Origin of the sequence: Bacteroides sp. ET71, assembly GCF_023336905.1 — a bacterium.
Lineage (GTDB): Bacteria > Bacteroidota > Bacteroidia > Bacteroidales > Bacteroidaceae > Bacteroides.
Genome location: NZ_JAMBLS010000001.1, coordinates 1 through 19,353 on the forward strand (window position 1 = coordinate 1; position 19,353 = coordinate 19,353).

The window sequence follows — 19,353 nt, forward strand, 5'->3', positions numbered from 1 at the left end:
CCTGGTTGCCTGATTCCTTGTCAACTTATAAACTTATAAACTTACAAACTCATAAACTTATTAACTCACCCGCCTTACTCCACCTGGGCAGGCCCGGCGAGGCGGAAGCCGCGCAGGAGTTCTTCCACGGAGAGGCGCCGCTTGCCGGGCAACTGCAAGGAGCGTATGCCGACAAAGCCGTCGGCCACGGCCACGCGGAGGTAGGTCTTGCCATCGGTCTGCACCGTGCCGGGGGTCAGGCTATGGGGTTGGGGCAACTTATCGGATTCGAATATCTTCAGCACCACGGGCGGCTGGCCGGGTTGTTGCAGCTCGGTCCAGGCGGCGGGATGGGGAGAGAGGCCGCGGATGAAGTCGTAGACTTGCTTGGCGGGACGGTTCCAGTCGATGCGGCAGGTGTCTTTGAATATCTTCGGCGCGGGGCGCAGGGGGGTGTCGGTCGGCATCTGTTCCTGGGGGATAGGGGTGACGCGGCCGGCCAGTATGTCGTCGACGGTGTCTGTCACCAGTTGTCCGCCCAGCAGCATGAGGCGGTCGTGCACGGCGCCCACGTCGTCGGTGTCGGCAATGGGGACGCGCACTTGGCGGATGACTTCGCCGGTGTCAATCTCCTGGCGGAGAAAGAAGGTGGTGAGCCCGGTCTCGGTCTCGCCGTTGATGACGGCCCAGTTGATGGGCGCCGCGCCGCGGTATTGGGGCAAGAGGGAGGCGTGGAGGTTGAACGTGCCCAGGCGGGGCATGGCCCAGACGACCTGGGGGAGCATGCGAAAGGCTACGACTATCTGCAAATCGGCTTGCCAGGCGCGCAGGGCTTCCAGAAAGTCTTCGTTCTTCAGCTTCTCGGGTTGGAGCAGGGGTAGGCCGTGCTCCTGGGCGTATTGCTTGACGGGCGAGGGCTGCAGCCGGTGGCCGCGCCCGGCGGGCTTGTCGGGCATGGTGATGACACCCACCACGTTGTAACCGCCTTCGACGAGGCAGCGCAGGGACTCGACGGCAAACTCCGGCGTGCCCATGTAGACGATTCGCAAGTCTTCTTTCTTCATCATATATCTGTCTTCTTTTTAGGTTTGGTTTCAGACTGTTTTTTTGACAGGGGTGCACCAACGCTCTATGGAGGGGGTACACCAACGCTCTATGGAGGGGGCGCACCAACGCTCTATGGAGGGGGTGCACCAACGCTCTATGGAGGGGGTGCACCAACGCTCTATGGAGGGGGTGCACCAACGCTCTATGTGGGGGGTGCCACAAAGCTCTATGTGGGGGGTGCCACAAAGCTCTATGTGGGGGGTGCCACAAAGCTCTATGTGGGGGGTACCACAAAGCTCTATGTGGGGGGTACCACAAAGCTCTATGTGGGGGGTACCACAAAGCTCTATGTGGGGGGTGCCACAAAGCTCTATGTGGGGGTCTCCCCAATCTATTCGTCGGAGAAATGCACCAACACCTCGCGGTAGTAGTTGAATATCTTCGACTTCGACACGAACCCCAGGTAGTGCCCGTCGGCATCAACCACGGGCAGATTCCAGGCCTGCGTGTCGTCAAACGTGCGCATCACCTGCTCCATGCTGTCCGTGTTATACAGGCGGGCGGGAGGCGAGGTCATCAGATGCTCCACGGTGAAGCGGTGGTACAGCTCCTGGCGGAACATGATGTTGCGTATGTCGTCCAACGGGATGATGCCCAGCAGCCGGCCGTCGGCATCGACCACGGGGAAGATGTTGCGGTGCGCCCGGGAAATGACGCTGACCAGTCCCCCCAAGTCCATATCGGGACGGACAGGGGCGAAATCGGTTTCCACCACGTTCTCCATCTTCATCAGCGTCAGCACCGACTTGTCCTTGTTGTGCGTCAGCAGCTCACCCTTCTTGGCCAGACGCATGGAGTAGATGCTGTGCGGCTCGAACACGATGATGGTCAGATAGGAACTGACGGACACAATCATCAGCGGCAGGAAGAGGTCGTAACCACCCGTCAGCTCGGCAATGAGGAACACGCCCGTCAGCGGCGCGTGCATCACCCCGCTCATCACCCCCGCCATGCCCATCAGGGCAAAGTTCTTCTCCGGCAGGAAAGGAGTGATATTAAACTCGTTGCTGAAATGCGAGAACACAAAACCCGCTATGCACCCCAGGTAGAGCGACGGAGCGAAGATACCGCCACAGCCGCCCCCGCCGTTGGTGGCACTGGAGGCAAAAACCTTGCAGACGATGATGAGCATCAGGTAGAGCAGCAGCAAGTTGCTGTGACCATAGAAGAACGAATTGTTCATCACCGTATCCCACTCGGCCACAGTCATGCCGTTCAACAACAGTTCTATCGTATTGTAACCCTCGCCATACAACGGCGGGAACAGGAAAATCAGCACACTCAGCATCGTGCCGCCCAGCAACAGCTTCTTCCACGGCGAATCCAACCGCCCGAACACACCCTCCACCCGGTTCATGGCCCGCGTGAAGTAGAGCGACACCAACCCACAAAACACCCCCAGCATGATGACGTAAGGAATACGCATCAACTCGAACGGCTGGTCCAGGTGAAAACGGAACATAGCCTCCTGCCCCGTGACGACGTAAGACAACGTGGCCGCCGTGACCGACGAAATCAGCAAAGGCAGCAACGACGTCATCGTCAAGTCAATCATCAGCACCTCCAGCGTGAACACCAGCCCCGCAATGGGCGCCTTGAAGATGCCGGCCACCGCACCCGCAGCCCCGCAGCCCACCAGCAACATCAGCGTGCGGTGCTCCATCTTGAACATACTGCCCAGGTTCGACCCGATGGCCGACCCCGTCAGCACAATAGGCGCCTCCGCCCCCACCGAACCTCCGAAACCGATGGTGATGGAACTGGCCAGGATAGACGACCACGTGTTGTGCCGCTTGATGCGCCCCTGCCTGCGCGAGATGGCATACAGTATCTTCGTGACCCCGTGGCTGATGTCGTCCTTCACCACGTAACGCACGAAAAGCCCTGTCAGCAGGATGCCCACCACCGGATAGACCAAATACAGGTAATTGGCCTCCGTCGTATCAAAATTATCCGTCAGAAACAGTTGTATCCAATGTATCAGTTGCTTCAGCAGCAAGGCCGCCAAGGCCGTAAAGATGCCCACCAGGAAGCTAAGTATCAAGATAAACTGCTTCTCCTTGATGTTCTGCTCACGCCAGCGCAACAGACGGGGCAACCACCCCTTCACATTATAATATATAGAAGCATCTTGCGTCATGGACGAATGATTTTAACCTCTCCCCCCTGCCCCAACTTGATGATGGACGACGGGCGGGCAGGCCCGGCCTCCGTGCGCCGCGCCTCCACGACATAATCAACAGCATTCTTTATCTCATCGCTTATCTCTGCAAAAGTACGGGGAGAGGGCTGCCCGCTCACATTGGCCGAAGTAGAGACAATAGCCTTGCGGAAACGGAAACAAAGAGCTTTGGAGAACTCCTCGCCGGTCACACGTATGCCCACACTGCCGTCTTCAGCCAACAGGTTAGAAGCCAGATTACGCGCACCGGAATAAATAATGGTCAAAGGCTTGTCGGCCACGTCCAGCAAATCCCAAGCCACGGCAGGCACATCCTGCACATAAAAATCCACTTTGACAGCCGAATCTACCAATACCAGCATAGCCTTGCTGTCCGCCCTGTGCTTTATCTCATAGACACGGCGCACAGCCTCCTCATTGGTAGCATCACATCCAATACCCCAGATGGTATCCGTCGGGTACAATATCACCCCTCCGTCCTGCATCACCTGGCAAGCCTTTTTGATGTCTTCTATCCAGTTTTTATCCATAGTCTATTCAGTGATTGACGCGCAAATGTAGTAATTTGTATCCATAAACAAGCAGGATTCCGCAAATAATACAGCAGAACCTTTCGCAGTTTGACTCATTTCACTATTTTTGCAGCATGGCAGCAAAGGCCATAGCTATGTTTAAACACCTATAATATACATTATCATGAATATTATACGCTTTACCACATATCTACTTCTAACCATACTTACCGGAATAAGCGGCCAGATACAAGCCCTTGTACATGAAAACATCTTCAACATTAAATACATCGGATTCCACGAAGGACTTAGCGACCTTCGTGTCTACTCCGTCATAGAAGACAAAGACGGCGTCATCTGGATTGCCACCAAAGCAGGCATAGACCGCTACAACGGATACAACATGAAAAACTACACGCTGGCAAGTGACTATCACTACGGCGACATGGGCGGCCGATGTATCAAATTGCGCTATGACGACCGTTTCGGACTCTGGGCCTATGACAACACGGGCAAAGTCTTCCATTACTCTATCGAGAACGACCGCTTCGAACAAGTCTTGCACCTAAGCCACCACACCCACACAAACGTTGTCTTGAACGACCTCTATTTCGACCAGGAAGGAACCATGTGGTTAGGGGCCAACGTAGGACTATACAAACAGAAGAAAAACGAAGACATAGTCCAAATGCTGGACGGATATTACGTCAGCATCATTACATCCGCCGAAAAGGACCTGTACGTCGGAACCACGCAAGGCATCCTGCAACTCACCCCAGACGGCCGGGCATTGCCTGTAGCCGGAGGAGATATCTCGGCCTTGCATTACGATCAAGCCAAGAATGAACTTTGGGCAGGAACCTTCAATAGCGGCCTGCTGATAATAGACCTGTCTACCGGAGACACCTGCAATCTGCGTAAGCCAGAATCTGTTTTCCTACGCCCTATCCGTGCCATCACACCCTATGACACACAAACCACCCTGCTGGGCTTCGACGGTGGAGGAGTCTATGCCGTCAACCGCTTCGACAGGACCGCAAAGCTACTGATGAATGCAGAAGACGACAGCCCCAACGTACTGAAGAATAATGGAATCTATGCCGTCACCAAAGACCGGCAAGGCAATATCTGGACAGGAAGTTATTCCGGCGGGGTATCTGTCTCCATCTTACTCAGTTTTCCCATCCAAACTTTCATTCACAAGCGAGGCACTACCCAATCATTGGCCAACAACAACGTGAACGACATCAAGGAAGGAGACGACGGCGACCTATGGTTTGCTACCGACAACGGCATCAGCATACAAAATGCACGGACAAAGCACTGGCAGCACGAACTGAAGGGCACAGTAGTAGTCAACCTGTGTAAAGGGGCCAACGGCTCCATGTGGGCGACAACCTATGGCAACGGCATCTACCAACTGGATGCCGGAGGCCGCATCGCCCAACACCTGACAAAACAAGACGGACTGAGTACCAACTATGTCTTCTCCATCAAGCAAGACATGGAAGGTGACGTATGGGCGGGTGCACTGAATGGCAATTTACAGGTCTTCAGCGGAGACGGGCACCTGAAGCATACTTACCCGGACATCCAGGAATCGCTGGCCATTGTCGAAGCAGGAAAGCATCACATCGCTGTGGGCACAACCGACGGTTTCTTCCTGATAGACAAACGCAACAACAGCAAACGCCATTATGCCAGAACTTCCGAATGGAAACAGCATGAAGTCAATTCGTACATTGCCACCATGCTGTTCAATGACGACCATACCGTATGGCTGGGCACTGAAGGTGGAGGGCTTAACCTGTATAACATGCAAGACGGCACTGTCAAAACCTATACCACCCGCGACGGGCTTCCCTCGAACGATGTCTACAGCCTGCAACGCGACAGCAGAGGGAGGCTTTGGGCCAGTACAAGAAAGGGCATCGCCATCGTGGATGACGGGCGCATATCAAGCCTCAACTACGTGGAAGATGTGGAGAAGGTGTACAACAAGTCTTCCTTCACCTGTCTGAGCAACGGTGAATTTGTATATGGAAGCTCAGAAGGTGCCATACTCATCGACCCCGCGGCCATCTCCGTAAACGACTACCAAGCACCGCTGCGCTTTACCGGCATAACCATCACCGGGCATGATGCAGATGAGGCAGAACAGCTTCCCCCTCGCCTGTACCACATGATAACAGAAGGGAATGTCAGCCTGGACTACGCCCACAACACTTTCACTGTCACCTTCGAAGCCATCAACTACCGCTTCCGCCACGACATTGTATATCAGTATATGCTGGATGGTTATGAAAAGACCTGGAACAGCCCGACTCCTGACGGCGAGGCACGCTACATACGAGTATCTCCGGGTTCCTACCAACTGAAGGTACGGTGCCTGCGGCAGAGCGACGGTAAAGTAATGGTAGAACGCGCACTGCACATCGAGATTTCACAGCCGTGGTGGAACAGTTGGTGGGCATGGATGCTGTATGCCTGTCTGTCAGGCAGTTTGTTCTGGTTCTTCCTGCAATACAAAAGCAACCACTTGCAGAAGAAATACGACGAGGACAAGATACAGTTCTTCATCAATACGGTGCACAACATACGCACGCCCGTCACGCTCATCATGGCCCCGCTGGAGGACTTGCAGAAGGAGCAGGGCCTGTCGGCCGACGCACGCTACTTCATCCGGGCAGCCCGAAACAATACACACCGCCTGAACACGCTCGTCACCCAACTGCTCGAGTTCGAGAAGATGGACATGGGACAGAAACAGCTATCGCTCATCCCGCTGCGGCTGAATGACATCGTAGAAGAAGAGGCCGCCAACTTCCGCACCTATTGCGAGAAGAAAGGCGTACAACTGAAGGTTTCGGTGCCCGACGAAGAGGTATGCACGCTGGCCAGCATCCACCTCATGGAGATGCTACTGGACAACCTCCTGTCCAACGCCTGCAAATACACCCCCGGCGGCGGGCACGTCAGCCTGCGCCTGTCGGCCACGCGCCACAAGGCCATCATCGAGGTGGAAGACGATGGCATAGGCATCCCACGCAAAGCGCAAAAGCATCTCTTCCACAAGGCCGGCCGCCTGGAGAACGCACGACAGATGACCGAAGAGGGCACAGGATTCGGACTGTTGCAAGTGCAGCGCATCGTGCAGATGCTGAAGGGGCGCATCACGCTCCGCTCCGAAGAAGGGCGCGGCTCGCTCTTCACCATAGCCCTGCGCCGCACGGACGAGAGCCCCGTCGCCGGCAGGACGGTAACCACCGCCACCGAACACACGGTCCTGCCCCCCGAGCCAGACCGCCCGGAGGAGAAGGAGGGCGAGGAGAAGTCGCACACACTGCTCATCGTAGAAGACCATGAAGAGCTGCGGCGATACCTGCGCAAGACCTTCGAGCACGATTACCACATCATCGACGTGGACGACGGACAGAAAGCCCTGGAATGTCTGGGCGAGAACTACCCCGACCTCATCCTGTCCGACGTCATGATGCCCGGCCTGACGGGCGACGAACTGTGCCGGCGGGTCAAAGCCAATCCCGACACGGCGGGCATCCCCTTCGTACTGCTCACCGCCAAGGCCCAGCACGACGACGTGGTGAAGGGCCTCCAGACCGGGGCCGACGACTACATCCCCAAACCCTTCAGCACGGAAATACTGAAGCTGAAAGTGCAAGGGCTCATCGACACCCGCGACCGCCTGCGGCGTTACTACATGAGCCAGACGATGAAAGACACTGGCGACAGCCGCCTGACCGACGCCGACGACACCGCCGTCTCGGCCGAGCCGGAACCTGTGCACAATGAAAGCGACCAACGCTTCATCAGACAAGCCACCCGAGTCGTCGCCGAACACATGGCCGACCCTGACTTCGACATCAACGCCCTGTGCCGCGAGATGGCCATGAGCCGCACCTTGTTCTACAGCCGCCTGAAGTCACTCACCGGCAACGGCCCCCAGGAGTTCATCCGCCTCATCCGCCTGAACCGTGCCGCCGAACTGCTGCGCCAGGGCCTCAGCGTCACCGACGCCGCCGCCGACACGGGCTTTGCCAACGTCAAGTACTTCAGCTCCCTCTTCAAGAAGCAATACGGCATGCAGCCCAGCAAGTATACCGGCCACGAATAGCCCCTACACGCCCGCGCCCACCCCATCCTTCACCCACGCTCAAGCCCCTGAATAGGAAGCGTTCAGCCTCCCTATCCAGGGGCAGCGTGGCTACGTATCCATAGGCTACTTGGCCGCATATTCCACGTGGAATAGAAAACCTATCTCACGTGAGATAGGAAATATATCTCACATGGAATAGAAAATATATCTCACATGGAATAAGAAACTTATCCCACGTGGAATAATAAATCTATTCCACTTGAGATATGCACGACAACTGGATGCAGTGTCGAAGGCACACTGCCTCTGACTCCTGGGCATAGCAGGAAGCATCTCCCCAGCCTCAGCCCCCCGGAAGAGACGCCCGCCATCGCCCCGAACGAGGCAAAAAGACACGGAAAAGCCACAAATGTCAGCTTTCAAACCCCATTTGTCAGCTATCAAACCCCCATTCCGCCCATATTTACCATCTTTGCGCCAGCAACGAAGAAAATGAAAAACATTGTTCAACCCTGTAAATACCATGCCTACACCATGTGCAGAATCACTTAACACCCCCAATCCAAGCGTCCCCGCACGAAGAAGCTGCGGCACGCACACACGTTCTACTCTTTTTTAATAGAGAAATCTTAATTCATTGTTATGAACACACATTCCATGAAGAAAATGAAAAATTGTAAGCAAGCGTTGCTATGCGGCACCCTGTCCCTCTGCCTGTTGGGGGGCATTCCGCAAGTCGTGACAACAGCGACGGCTGGCACATTGTCTGCCCAGCAAGAAGGAAAGAAAGTAACAGGTACGGTAACCGACGCCATGGGCCCCGTCATCGGCGCCTCGGTCATGGTAAAAGGCACCACCACCGGGTCGCTGACCGACATCGACGGTAACTTCACGCTGACCGCCCCGCGGGGCGCCACGCTGGTCATCAGCTACATCGGCTACAAGACCGTCGAAGTGAAAGTAGGCGACGGCCCCGTCAACGTGACACTGGAAGAAGACACCAAACTGCTGGACGAGGTGGTAGTCACAGCCCTCGGTATCAAACGCGAACGTAAAGCCCTGGGTTACGGCGTAGACGAAGTGAAGGGTGAAGCATTGACCAAAGCCAAAGAGACAAACGTCATCAACTCAATGGCAGGACGTGTCCCCGGCTTGGTAGTCAGCCAAACTGCCGGCGGTCCCTCCGGCTCAACACGTGTTATCCTGCGTGGTAGCACAGAAATGACCGGCAACAACCAGCCGTTGTATGTCATCGATGGCGTACCTTTGGACAACACCAACTACGGCAGCGCCGGACAATACGGCGGCTTCGACCTGGGCGACGGTATCTCCAGCATCAACCCCGATGACATCGAAAGCATGTCCGTGCTGAAAGGCCCCGCCGCATCGGCCCTCTACGGCAGCCGAGCCAGCCACGGCGTCATCCTCATCACCACCAAGAAAGCCGGACAAGAACGCTTCGGCGTGGAGATCAACAGCACCACCACCTTCGAGACCATGCTGGCCAAGTGGGACGACCTGCAACAAATCTACGGCATGGGTAACGACGGCTCGTACAGCGTCAACGCTACCTCCAGCACCAACATGAGCTGGGGACCGAAAGCCGACGGCGGCAACCTGCTGACCTATTTCGACGGCGTACAGCGCCCCTACCTCATCATTCCTGACAACATCACGGGTTTCTTCCGCACCGGTCTGACAGCCACCAACTCTGCCATCATCAGCGCCAACAGCGGCAAGACAGGCATGCGTTTCACCTTTACCGACATGCGCAACCGCGACATCGTGCCCAACAGCAACATGAGCCGCGACATCTTCAACCTGCGCGTCAACAGCTCCTTGGGCAAGGTAGACGTAGACGCAAGTGCCAACTACACTCGTGAATATGTAAAGAACCGTCCGGCACTGGGCGACGATAAAGCCAACATCGGTAAGAACCTGATGACCCTGGCCACCACCTACGACCAGGCTTGGTTGGCAACTTACGAGGACGAAGACGGCAACTACTCCAACTGGAACGGTATGGACCCCTATAACACCAACCCTTATTGGGACATCTACAAGAACCTGAACAAGTCTAACAAAGACTCGTTCCGTTTCAACGGCAAAGCTGTCTGGAACATCACTCCGAAACTGAAATTGCAAGGAACCGTAGGTGCAGAATTGAACTATTTCACCTTTAACGACTTCCGTGCTCCCACTACTCCGGGTTACGAAGCCGGCCGCTACCAGATCAGCAACTTCCGCAACCGTATGTACAACTTCGAACTGTTGGCCCTGTATAGCGACACATGGGGCGACTTCGACTTCAACGCCACGCTGGGTGCCAACCTGTATAAGGTGAACAACCAGACCACCGTCACCACTGCTCAGGACATGCAGATCCGCGACGTGCTTGCCATCATGAGCTTCAACGAAGTCAGCGTGGAAGAAAGCAGCTACCGCAAGCAGATTAACTCGCTGTACGGTGCGGTCAACGTGGGTTGGAAACACCTCATCTATTTGGATGCCACGCTGCGTGGTGACCAGTCTTCTACGTTGCCGCTTGATAACAATGTATATATTTATCCTTCGTTCTCGGGCAGCTTCGTGTTCTCCGAACTCATCAAGAAACCCGACCTCATGCCTTACGGTAAGTTCCGTCTGTCGTGGGCACAGGTAGGTAGCGATACGAACCCTTACCAACTGGGTCTGACCTATACAAAGTCTAAATACACATACCCCGGTTATACCATCGGTTACATCAACAATGGCAATATTCCTAACAAAGATCTGAAACCGACAAAAACAAACTCTTTTGAAATGGGTCTGGAGTTGAAGTTCCTCAACAACCGTCTGGGTTTGGACTTCACGTATTACACGCAGAACAGTAAGAACCAGATTCTGAACATGGCTAACTCCTGGACAACGGGCTACAACTACCGCCTGATCAATGCCGGTGAGATTGAGAACAAGGGTGTGGAAATCGCCTTGAACACTCGCCCCATCGAAACGAAAGACTTCTCTTGGGACTTGAACTTCAACTTCTCGAAGAACAACAACAAGGTGAAGAAACTGGTAGACGGCATGGACATGTTCGAACTCGAAAGAGCTTCTTGGCTGAACGTAGCAGTAGTAGCCATGGAAGGTCAAGACTACGGTGCCCTCGTAGGTCCGGACTTCAAGCGTAACGAAAACGGCGATGTTCTTATCGACCCGAGCACCGGTCTGCCTCAATATGATACGTCCAACCACATCTTGGGCAATGCCTCTTGGGATTGGACAGGTGGTGTCTACACCAACTTCCGCTGGAAAGACCTCTCGCTGTCTGCCGTATTCGACGTGAAAGTCGGTGCCGACCTTTATTCGCAGACGGCACGTGCCCTCCACGAGACCGGTAAAGCCACTGCCACGCTGGCCGGACGTGAAGCCTGGTACAAATCAGAAGAAGCCCGTAAAGAAGCCGGCATTGCAGCAAACAGTCCTGATTGGCAACCTACCGGTGGCTTCGTCGCTCCGGGTGTCATCGACAACGGCGACGGCACTTATCGCCCCAACGACATCATCATCAATCCGGAAGACTACTGGATGAACGTTTGCCGTAATGCTCCGGGCATGTTCATCTACGACAACTCTTACGTGAAATGTCGTGAAATCACGCTGAGCTACAATGTTCCGCAGACTTGGTTGAAGAAAGCGCTGAAGAACGTCGTCAAGGGTTGCACCCTGTCGTTCGTAGCACGTAACCCGTTCATTGTTTGGAAGAACATCAAGAACATCGACCCGGACTCCAACTACAACAACTCGTCAGGCATGGGTCTGGAATACGGTTCGCTGCCTTCGCGTAAGAGCTACGGTTTCAACATCAACCTGAAATTCTAAGACACCATTCTTATACATATTAATTATATAAAGAATAAACTAATGAAACACTATCAAACCTATATAGCAGCACTCTTGGCGGCCTGCACCCTGGGACTCTCTTCGTGCAGCGACGAGCTCATGTCGAGCATGAACACCGACCCGTCAAAAGTTACCACCATCGACCCCAATGCCCAGCTCACTATGGCTGAGCTGCAAACTTACGGAGACTTGGACATGGTGAATGTCTACCGTAATTACCACTACGGTTTCACTCAGCACCTGATGGGATGTTGGAATACTACGAACTACGCCGGACGCCATACGAATGACGACAGCCAGATGATGATTATGTGGGTAGACATCTACACCAAGAGCCTCAAGAACGTGGTCGATGCCATCTACCGCACCAACAACGACCCTACACAGGTCAACATCAACTCCGTGTTGCGCATCTACCGCGTATACCTGGCCTCTCTGCTGACGGATGTTTATGGCGATGTCCCCTACAGCGAAGCAGGTCTGGGTTACCTGGAAGGCATCCAGACGCCGAAGTTTGACCGGCAAGAAGATATTTACAATGATTTCTTCGTAGAATTGGCTGACGCCGGCAGCAAACTGAGTGCGTCGGGCGACAATGTGACAGGCGATGTCATCTACAACGGCGACGTGAACAAATGGAAGAAGCTGGCCAACTCATTACGAATGCGTTTCGCCATGCGTATCTCGGAAGTAAACCCGCAGAAGGCCCAGCAAGAGTTTGAAAGCGCTTTGCAGGACAACGGCGGCATCTTCGAGAGCGCCGACGACGATGCGCTGATTCAGTACATGGACATTGCCTTCAGCTTTGCCGGCGATGCTTACCAAGACTACCGCGGCAATGCGCTGATGATTCTGTTTTACGGCAACGACCCGAAGAACAACCAGACGTACATTTGCTCTACGTTCTACAACCAGATGAACGACACGAATGACCCGCGTCTCCACCGCATTGCCCGTTTCTACTTCGATGACCTCATGAGCACCAATGATCCCAGCGGACGTGTAGACATTACGGATGAGATATTGACTGAACATCCGGAGTTGGTACAACCCTGCGAGCCGGGCGCTTTCTGGTACGAGCCGTGGCCGCAAGGTTATCAAAGCCCGATGCTGGAAGAAATGGCTACAACGAATCCGGACATCACCTCAGCATTCCTTGACGCGGAATGCCTGCCCAAACTGGCCACCTGCTTCTTGGAGTCCAGCCACCCGGGTGTTGTCATGACTTATGCAGAAACACGCTTCTTGCTGGCAGAAGCCAAACAGAACGGTTGGAATGTCAGCGGCACCGTAGAAGAGTATTACAACGAAGGCGTTCGTGCCTCAATGAACCTGCTGTCCGACCACTACGGTTGCGACCCCGTGACGGACGACGAGTTCAACACCTTCATCCAAAACAACGGCGTGGGACAGGCAGATGCTGACATCCGGAGAAATATCAACACGCAAGCCTGGATGCTCCACTTCCTCAACCCCAACGAGGCTTGGGCCAACCAACGCCGTTCGGGCTATCCGGAACTGAAATCTCCGGCTGAATACGGCTTCAGTACAGTCCTGACCGGTGGACAAGATATCCCCGTCCGCCTGTGCTATCCGCGCATGGAGTCGTCGTACAACAGCGCCAACTTCAACGAAGCTGTAGAGCGCATGGGTGGCACCGACAGTTGGTACAACCACGTATGGTGGGACGTAGATTAATCTGAGTAATAACCTCTAAAGAAAACATTCCATATGAAAAAGATATATTACATACTACTCGCCCTGCTGGTTACGGGCTTTACGTTTACGGCCTGCAGCGACGAAGAACCGTTTGAAACGATATCGGAAAGCGACTTTCCGATGATTCTCGACCCGGTATTCCCGGACAGAGGAGAAGATGGATCACTGCCTACGATAGCGACGCTGAACCGCGACCAGACATATGCAGTGACAGCCCGTGTGACACCGAGCAAATACACCACCGTTGCCTGGTACGTAGATGGCGAGGAAGTAATGACCGGACTCGAGTTCAGTGCCCTGTTTAAAGCCGGTACTTACAATATCAGAGTGGTTGCCACTTCCACAACCAACGGAATGACCAGCTACCGCGAAGGTCTGCTGAGAGTAGACCCGCTGGACACCGACCCGTCTACAACAACCGGAGGAACCGAACGCATCGTGTCTGCCGGAGGAACCGCACGTCTTTATGGAACGAACCTCTATTTGGTGGATTACGTAGTGATTGACGGACAGAGAAGCGATGCCACCTATGTAGAGGCAGACGAATGCATCGAATACACCGTACCCGAAGGTCTGGCCGACGGCGAATACCGCGTTATCCTGGGTGATGCGCAAGGCGTAGAATACGGCGGCAACACGATTACCGTCAGCTCGGGCACGCTCGTTATGGATGGCGCCAGCAGTGCTGTCGTAGGCGAAGAATGGGTACTCACGGGTACAGGCCTTGACCAGGTTACTTCTTTGACCGTAGGCGACCTGACCATCAACAGTGCTGACTTCCTGAGCCAGACGGTTTCGGAAATCGTCCTGAATTGCCCTGAACTGGAAGCCGGAAGCTACACGCTGACTGGCCAGACCACGAGCGGCGCACTGGAATTCTACACCACCAGCGGGAATGTGACGGAGATGACATTGACCATCAATGCCGCACGGCCGGGCGAAACAATCCTGTGGCAAGGTCACCACTACGTTTCTTGGGAGACTCCCGATGGTGACCCCAACCACCAGTTCACCTCGATTGACATCAGCGTGTTCGAAAGCATCGAAGCCGGTAGCACGATGACCATAGCCTATTCTTTGAAACAGGACGATGAATATCACCAAGTGCGCATTGCCACGGCAAACTCATGGGCGAACCTCGTACCAGACTTCAATCCGACAGAAGATGGCGAATATTCGTTCACTCTAACCCAAGAACTCTTGGATAGAATCCTGAATGAAAACGGCTTCCTCATCAGCGGACATGGCGTCTACATCGATAAGGTATCTGTATTTGCAGCTACAGGTGGGAGTGGCCTGCCTTGGACAGGACACTTGAGCATATCGTGGTCAAGCCCCGAGAGCGACCCTGGCCACATGTTCAACGTCGTTCCTAATCTCATGCCGCTGGAAGAGTTGCAAGTCGGTGATGTATTCCACATCAACTACTCTATAGTAGAAGCTGCTGAATACCATTCGGTTGCCATAGCAACCGTCGACTGGGCAGAGCCATATTTCGTTCGAGAAGAAGTTACCGAAGCCGGCACGTATAACTTTGAAATCACAGAAGAGATTCTGAATGAAATTCAAGCTAAAGGCGGTTTTATCATCATAGGCCACGGATTTTATTTGGACATGGTTAGCGTTGAATAACGCTCGTCAACAATAGGGTTGTTAGAAAGGGTATGTCGGGAGACATACCCTTTTTTTGTGTCATCTACAAGCAGTTAACGCCCTTCCGGCAGATGCCGGAAAATGGCTCGCTTCTTCCGCACACGGGCCGCGGCTCGGACGCACACGAACCGGACAGTTGGTGCAACCGACGGGACGGCTATCTGCACTCTTTTTAGACTGATTCTAATATTTTAGCCCAAATGTCCTCCGTTTCTCAAGACTTTTTCCTACCTTTACAACTTGTTGGAGACGAAGGCCCGGACGCATTGGAATAATATTTGATCCGGCGGGCGGCGAAAACTGCTTACAGACAGGCCGCACGGGCGTTTCCGACACATGGAGAAAGGAAAAAGAAAAAACAATATATAAAATGACTTACAAATGGAATTACCTGACCATTACCCCCGAACAGGCAGAAGCAAGCCGACAACTGGCGCAGGCTTTGGGCATCAGTCCCATATTGGGCCGACTGCTGGTAGAACGAGGTATCACCACGGTACAGGCCGCACGGAAGTTCTTCCGCCCACAGTTGCCCGACTTGCACGACCCCTTCCTGATGAAAGACATGGATGTGGCAGTGGAACGCCTCAACCGGGCGATGGGCAGAAAAGAACGGATATTGGTTTACGGAGACTATGACGTGGACGGCACGACGGCCGTGGCGCTGGTCTATAAATTCATCCAACAGTATTACTCGAACATTGATTACTACATCCCCGACCGATACAACGAAGGTTACGGCGTGTCGATGCAGGGAGTGGACTATGCCGCCGAGACGGGCGTGAAGCTGGTCATCGTGCTGGATTGCGGCATCAAGGCGGTAGAGGAAATCGCCTATGCCCGAGAGAAAGGCATCGACTTCATCATCTGCGACCACCACGTGCCCGACGAGGTGTTGCCGCCGGCCGTGGCCATACTGAACGCCAAGCGCTTTGACAACACTTATCCGTACGAGCACTTGTCGGGCTGCGGCGTGGGCTTCAAGTTCATGCAGGCATTTGCCATCAGCAACGGCATCGAGTTCCACCACCTCATCCCGCTGCTGGACCTGGTGGCGGTGAGCATCGCTTCGGACATCGTGCCCATCATGGGGGAGAACCGTATCCTGGCTTATCACGGGCTGAAGCAACTGAACTCGAACCCCAGCGTGGGGCTGAAGGCTATCATCGACGTGTGCGGGCTGACGGACAAGGAGTTGACGGTGGGCGACATCGTGTTCAAGATTGGGCCGCGCATCAATGCGTCGGGCCGCATACAGAACGGCAAGGAGGCGGTGGACCTGCTGACGGAGCGCGACTTCTCGGCCGCGCTGGAGAAGGCGGGGCAAATCAACCAGTACAACGAGACGCGCAAGGACTTGGACAAGACGATGACGGAGGAGGCCAACCACATCGTCGAGGGGTTGCCGCACTTGGCCGACCGCCGCTCCATCGTGCTCTACAACGAGGCGTGGCACAAGGGCGTCATCGGCATCGTGGCTTCGCGGCTGACGGAGATTTATTACCGCCCGGCAGTAGTGCTGACGCGCACGGGCGACTTGGCGACGGGCTCGGCGCGCTCGGTATCGGGCTTCGACGTCTACAAGGCGGTCGAGCATTGCCGCGACCTGCTGGAGAATTTCGGGGGGCACACGTATGCCGCGGGCCTGTCGATGCGGGTGGAGAAGGTGCCGGAGTTCACGCGCCGGTTCGAGACTTTTGTGGCCGAACACATCCGGCCGGAACAGACGAGCGCCGTCATCGACATCAATGCGGAGATTGACTTCCGCGACATCACGCCGAGGTTTGCGGCCGACCTGAAGCGCTTCAACCCCTTCGGGCCGGAGAACGTGAAGCCGGTGTTCTGCACGCACAACGTCTACGACTACGGCACGAGCAAGGTGGTGGGCCGCGAGCAGGAGCATATCAAGCTGGAGCTGGTGGACAACAAGTCGCACAACGTGATGAACGGCATCGCCTTCGGACAAAGCTCGCACGTGCGGTTCATCAAGACGAAGCGGTCGTTCGACATCTGCTACACCATCGAGGAGAACACGCACAAGCGCGGCGAGGTGCAGTTGCAGATTGAAGATATCAAGCCTAACTGGAGGGACGATGAGCGACAGAACAAGGGCTGACGAGAAGTGCCCGGAGGAGGGGTCGGAAAAAGACCGCGGTGTTTCTGAAAAAAGACCGCGGTGTTTTCCGGAAAAGACCGCGGTGTTTCCAGAAAAAGACCGCGGTCTTTTTGAGAGCGCCCCGGCGGCCCCCTCTGAAGAGCCCGCGGACGACCTCTATCGGCGGCTGCTGAAACAGTATTGGGGCTACGACTCGTTCCGCGGCATCCAGGAAGACATCATCCGCAGCATCGGGAGCGGGCGCGACACGCTGGGCCTCATGCCCACGGGCGGCGGCAAGTCCGTCACCTTCCAAGTGCCCGCGCTGGCCCGCGAAGGCATGTGCCTGGTGGTCACCCCCCTCATCGCCCTGATGAAAGACCAGGTGCAGAACCTCCGCGCCCGCGGCATCCGCGCCCTCTGCATCCACTCGGGCATGGACCGCCAGGAGGTGGTCACCAGGCTGGAGAACGCCATCTTCGGCCAATACAAATTCCTCTACGTCTCGCCCGAGCGGCTGGACACCGACATCTTCCGCACCAAACTGCGGCGGATGCACATCAGCCTCATCACCGTCGACGAAAGCCACTGCATCTCACAGTGGGGCTACGACTTCCGCCCCGCCTACCTGAAGATTGCCGAAATCCGCGCCCTGCTGCCCGGCGTGCCCGTGCTGGCACTGACAGCCACCGCCACCCCCCAGGTGGTGGACGACATACAGCAGAAACTCGGCTTCGCCCGCCCCAACGTCTTCCGCATGAGCTTCGAACGGCAAAACCTGGCCTACATCGTCCGCCGCACCAACGACAAATCCGAAGAACTGCTCCACATCCTGCACCGCGTCCAGGGCAGCACCATCGTCTACGCACGCAGCCGGCGCCGCACCCAAGACGTGGCCAAACTGCTGGCCGCCCAAGGCATCACCGCCGACTACTACCACGCCGGACTGGACGACGCCGCCAAAGACCTGCGCCAACACCGCTGGCAGACGGGCGAAAGCCGCGTCATGGTCGCCACCAACGCCTTCGGCATGGGCATCGACAAGCCAGACGTCCGCCTCGTCATACACATCGACCTGCCCGACTCCATCGAAGCCTACTTCCAAGAAGCAGGACGGGCCGGACGCGACGGACAGAAAGCCTACGCCGTCATCCTCTACAACCCCAAGGACAAGACAGCACTGAAACACCGCATCCCCGACACCTTCCCCGACCCGGACTACATCCGCCAAGTCTACGAACACCTGCAATACTACTACCAGATGGCCATGGGCGACGGGCTGGACTGCGTGCGCGAGTTCAACATCGACGACTTCTGCCGCAAATTCCGCCACTTCCCCGTACCCGTCGACAGCGCCCTGCGCATACTCACCCTGGCCGGATACCTGGAATACACCGACGAACAAGACAACGCCTCGCGCCTCGTCTTCACCATCCAGCGCGACGAACTATACCGCCTGCGCGGGCTCGACAACGAAACCGACCAACTCATCCGCATCCTGCTGCGCTCGTACACAGGACTGTTCACCGACTACGCCTTCATCAACGAAGACCTGCTGGCCACACGCACCGGACTCACCCGGCGCCGCGTGTACGAACTGCTGCTGCACCTCTCGCAAATACACATCATCAGCTACATACCCCGCAAAAAAATCCCACACATCAGATACACACGCGCCAGGGTCGAAACCTCACAAATCCACCTGCCGCCCGACGTCTACGACGAACGGAAGAAACGCTACGAGGCACGCATCAACGCCATGCTGGACTATGCCGACAACGACACCCTGTGCCGCAGCCGCCTGCTGCTCCGCTACTTCGGCGAAAAGAACGAACACGACTGCGGACACTGCGACACCTGCCTGGAATCGCACCACCGCCGCCCCCCCACACCCTCACCCGAAGAAATCCGCCAAACCATCTTGCAAACCCTGGAGAACGGGCCAATGACACCGGCACAAGTATCCGCCACAATCCTCGTAGAACAGGAAACACTGGCAGACCTCTTGCACGAACTCATAGAAGAAAGATTAGTGACTTACGAAAACGGACTACTGAATTTGCGGAAAAGAAACAAATAATTCATACTTTTGCACACGGAACATTAACAT

At 55.4% G+C, this 19,353-nt stretch carries 9 protein-coding genes; 6 read left to right on the top strand and 3 right to left on the bottom strand.

The genetic code is table 11. From position 1 onward, the window contains the following. Positions 1-74: 74 nt before the first annotated feature. The 3 genes from fmt to M3090_RS00015 form a co-directional block, all read right to left on the bottom strand. A complete protein-coding gene (gene fmt, locus M3090_RS00005; RefSeq protein WP_249053340.1) occupies positions 75-1,046 on the bottom strand; it encodes a methionyl-tRNA formyltransferase in 972 nt (323 codons plus the stop codon). 371 nt (positions 1,047-1,417) lie between these two features. Beyond that, positions 1,418-3,226, bottom strand: coding sequence for a chloride channel protein (locus M3090_RS00010; RefSeq protein WP_249053341.1), 1,809 nt, complete (start codon positions 3,224-3,226; stop codon positions 1,418-1,420). Continuing rightward, on the bottom strand, positions 3,223-3,798 hold the full coding sequence (locus M3090_RS00015; RefSeq protein ID WP_249053342.1) for an L-threonylcarbamoyladenylate synthase: 576 nt from the start codon (positions 3,796-3,798) through the stop codon (positions 3,223-3,225). The genes M3090_RS00010 and M3090_RS00015 overlap by 4 nt, the downstream gene beginning before the upstream one ends. A gap of 166 nt (positions 3,799-3,964) precedes the next feature. Between M3090_RS00015 and M3090_RS00020 the strand changes: the two genes are divergently transcribed. From M3090_RS00020 to M3090_RS00045, 6 genes are all read left to right on the top strand, one after another. After that, positions 3,965-7,912, top strand: a complete 3,948-nt coding sequence (locus M3090_RS00020; RefSeq protein WP_249053343.1) for a two-component regulator propeller domain-containing protein — start codon at positions 3,965-3,967, stop codon at positions 7,910-7,912. Between the two features lie 639 nt (positions 7,913-8,551). Beyond that, entirely contained in the window at positions 8,552-11,755 is a 3,204-nt protein-coding gene (locus M3090_RS00025) for a SusC/RagA family TonB-linked outer membrane protein (protein ID WP_249053344.1), read from the top strand. Between the two features lie 42 nt (positions 11,756-11,797). Continuing rightward, the gene (locus M3090_RS00030; protein WP_249053345.1) at positions 11,798-13,474 is read left to right on the top strand and encodes a SusD/RagB family nutrient-binding outer membrane lipoprotein; all 1,677 of its coding nucleotides are present in this window, start codon (positions 11,798-11,800) and stop codon (positions 13,472-13,474) included. 33 nt (positions 13,475-13,507) lie between these two features. Continuing rightward, on the top strand, positions 13,508-15,127 hold the full coding sequence (locus M3090_RS00035; RefSeq protein WP_249053346.1) for a hypothetical protein: 1,620 nt from the start codon (positions 13,508-13,510) through the stop codon (positions 15,125-15,127). Positions 15,128-15,518: 391 nt separating this feature from the next. Continuing rightward, entirely contained in the window at positions 15,519-17,264 is a 1,746-nt protein-coding gene (recJ, locus tag M3090_RS00040) for a single-stranded-DNA-specific exonuclease RecJ (protein WP_249053347.1), read from the top strand. A gap of 166 nt (positions 17,265-17,430) precedes the next feature. Further along, a complete protein-coding gene (locus M3090_RS00045; RefSeq protein ID WP_249053578.1) occupies positions 17,431-19,323 on the top strand; it encodes an ATP-dependent DNA helicase RecQ in 1,893 nt (630 codons plus the stop codon). The last annotated feature ends 30 nt before the right edge of the window (positions 19,324-19,353 follow it).

What these genes read in the sequence shown, in the direction of transcription:
- M3090_RS00010 (WP_249053341.1), bottom strand. Translation starts at nt 3,226, where the DNA reads ATGACGCAAGATGCTTCTATATATTATAATGTGAAGGGGTGGTTGCCC.
- M3090_RS00025 (WP_249053344.1), top strand. Translation starts at nt 8,552, where the DNA reads ATGAAGAAAATGAAAAATTGTAAGCAAGCGTTGCTATGCGGCACCCTG.
- M3090_RS00035 (WP_249053346.1), top strand. Translation starts at nt 13,508, where the DNA reads ATGAAAAAGATATATTACATACTACTCGCCCTGCTGGTTACGGGCTTT.
- M3090_RS00020 (WP_249053343.1), top strand. Translation starts at nt 3,965, where the DNA reads ATGAATATTATACGCTTTACCACATATCTACTTCTAACCATACTTACC.
- M3090_RS00015 (WP_249053342.1), bottom strand. Translation starts at nt 3,798, where the DNA reads ATGGATAAAAACTGGATAGAAGACATCAAAAAGGCTTGCCAGGTGATG.
- recJ (WP_249053347.1), top strand. Translation starts at nt 15,519, where the DNA reads ATGACTTACAAATGGAATTACCTGACCATTACCCCCGAACAGGCAGAA.
- fmt (WP_249053340.1), bottom strand. Translation starts at nt 1,046, where the DNA reads ATGATGAAGAAAGAAGACTTGCGAATCGTCTACATGGGCACGCCGGAG.
- M3090_RS00030 (WP_249053345.1), top strand. Translation starts at nt 11,798, where the DNA reads ATGAAACACTATCAAACCTATATAGCAGCACTCTTGGCGGCCTGCACC.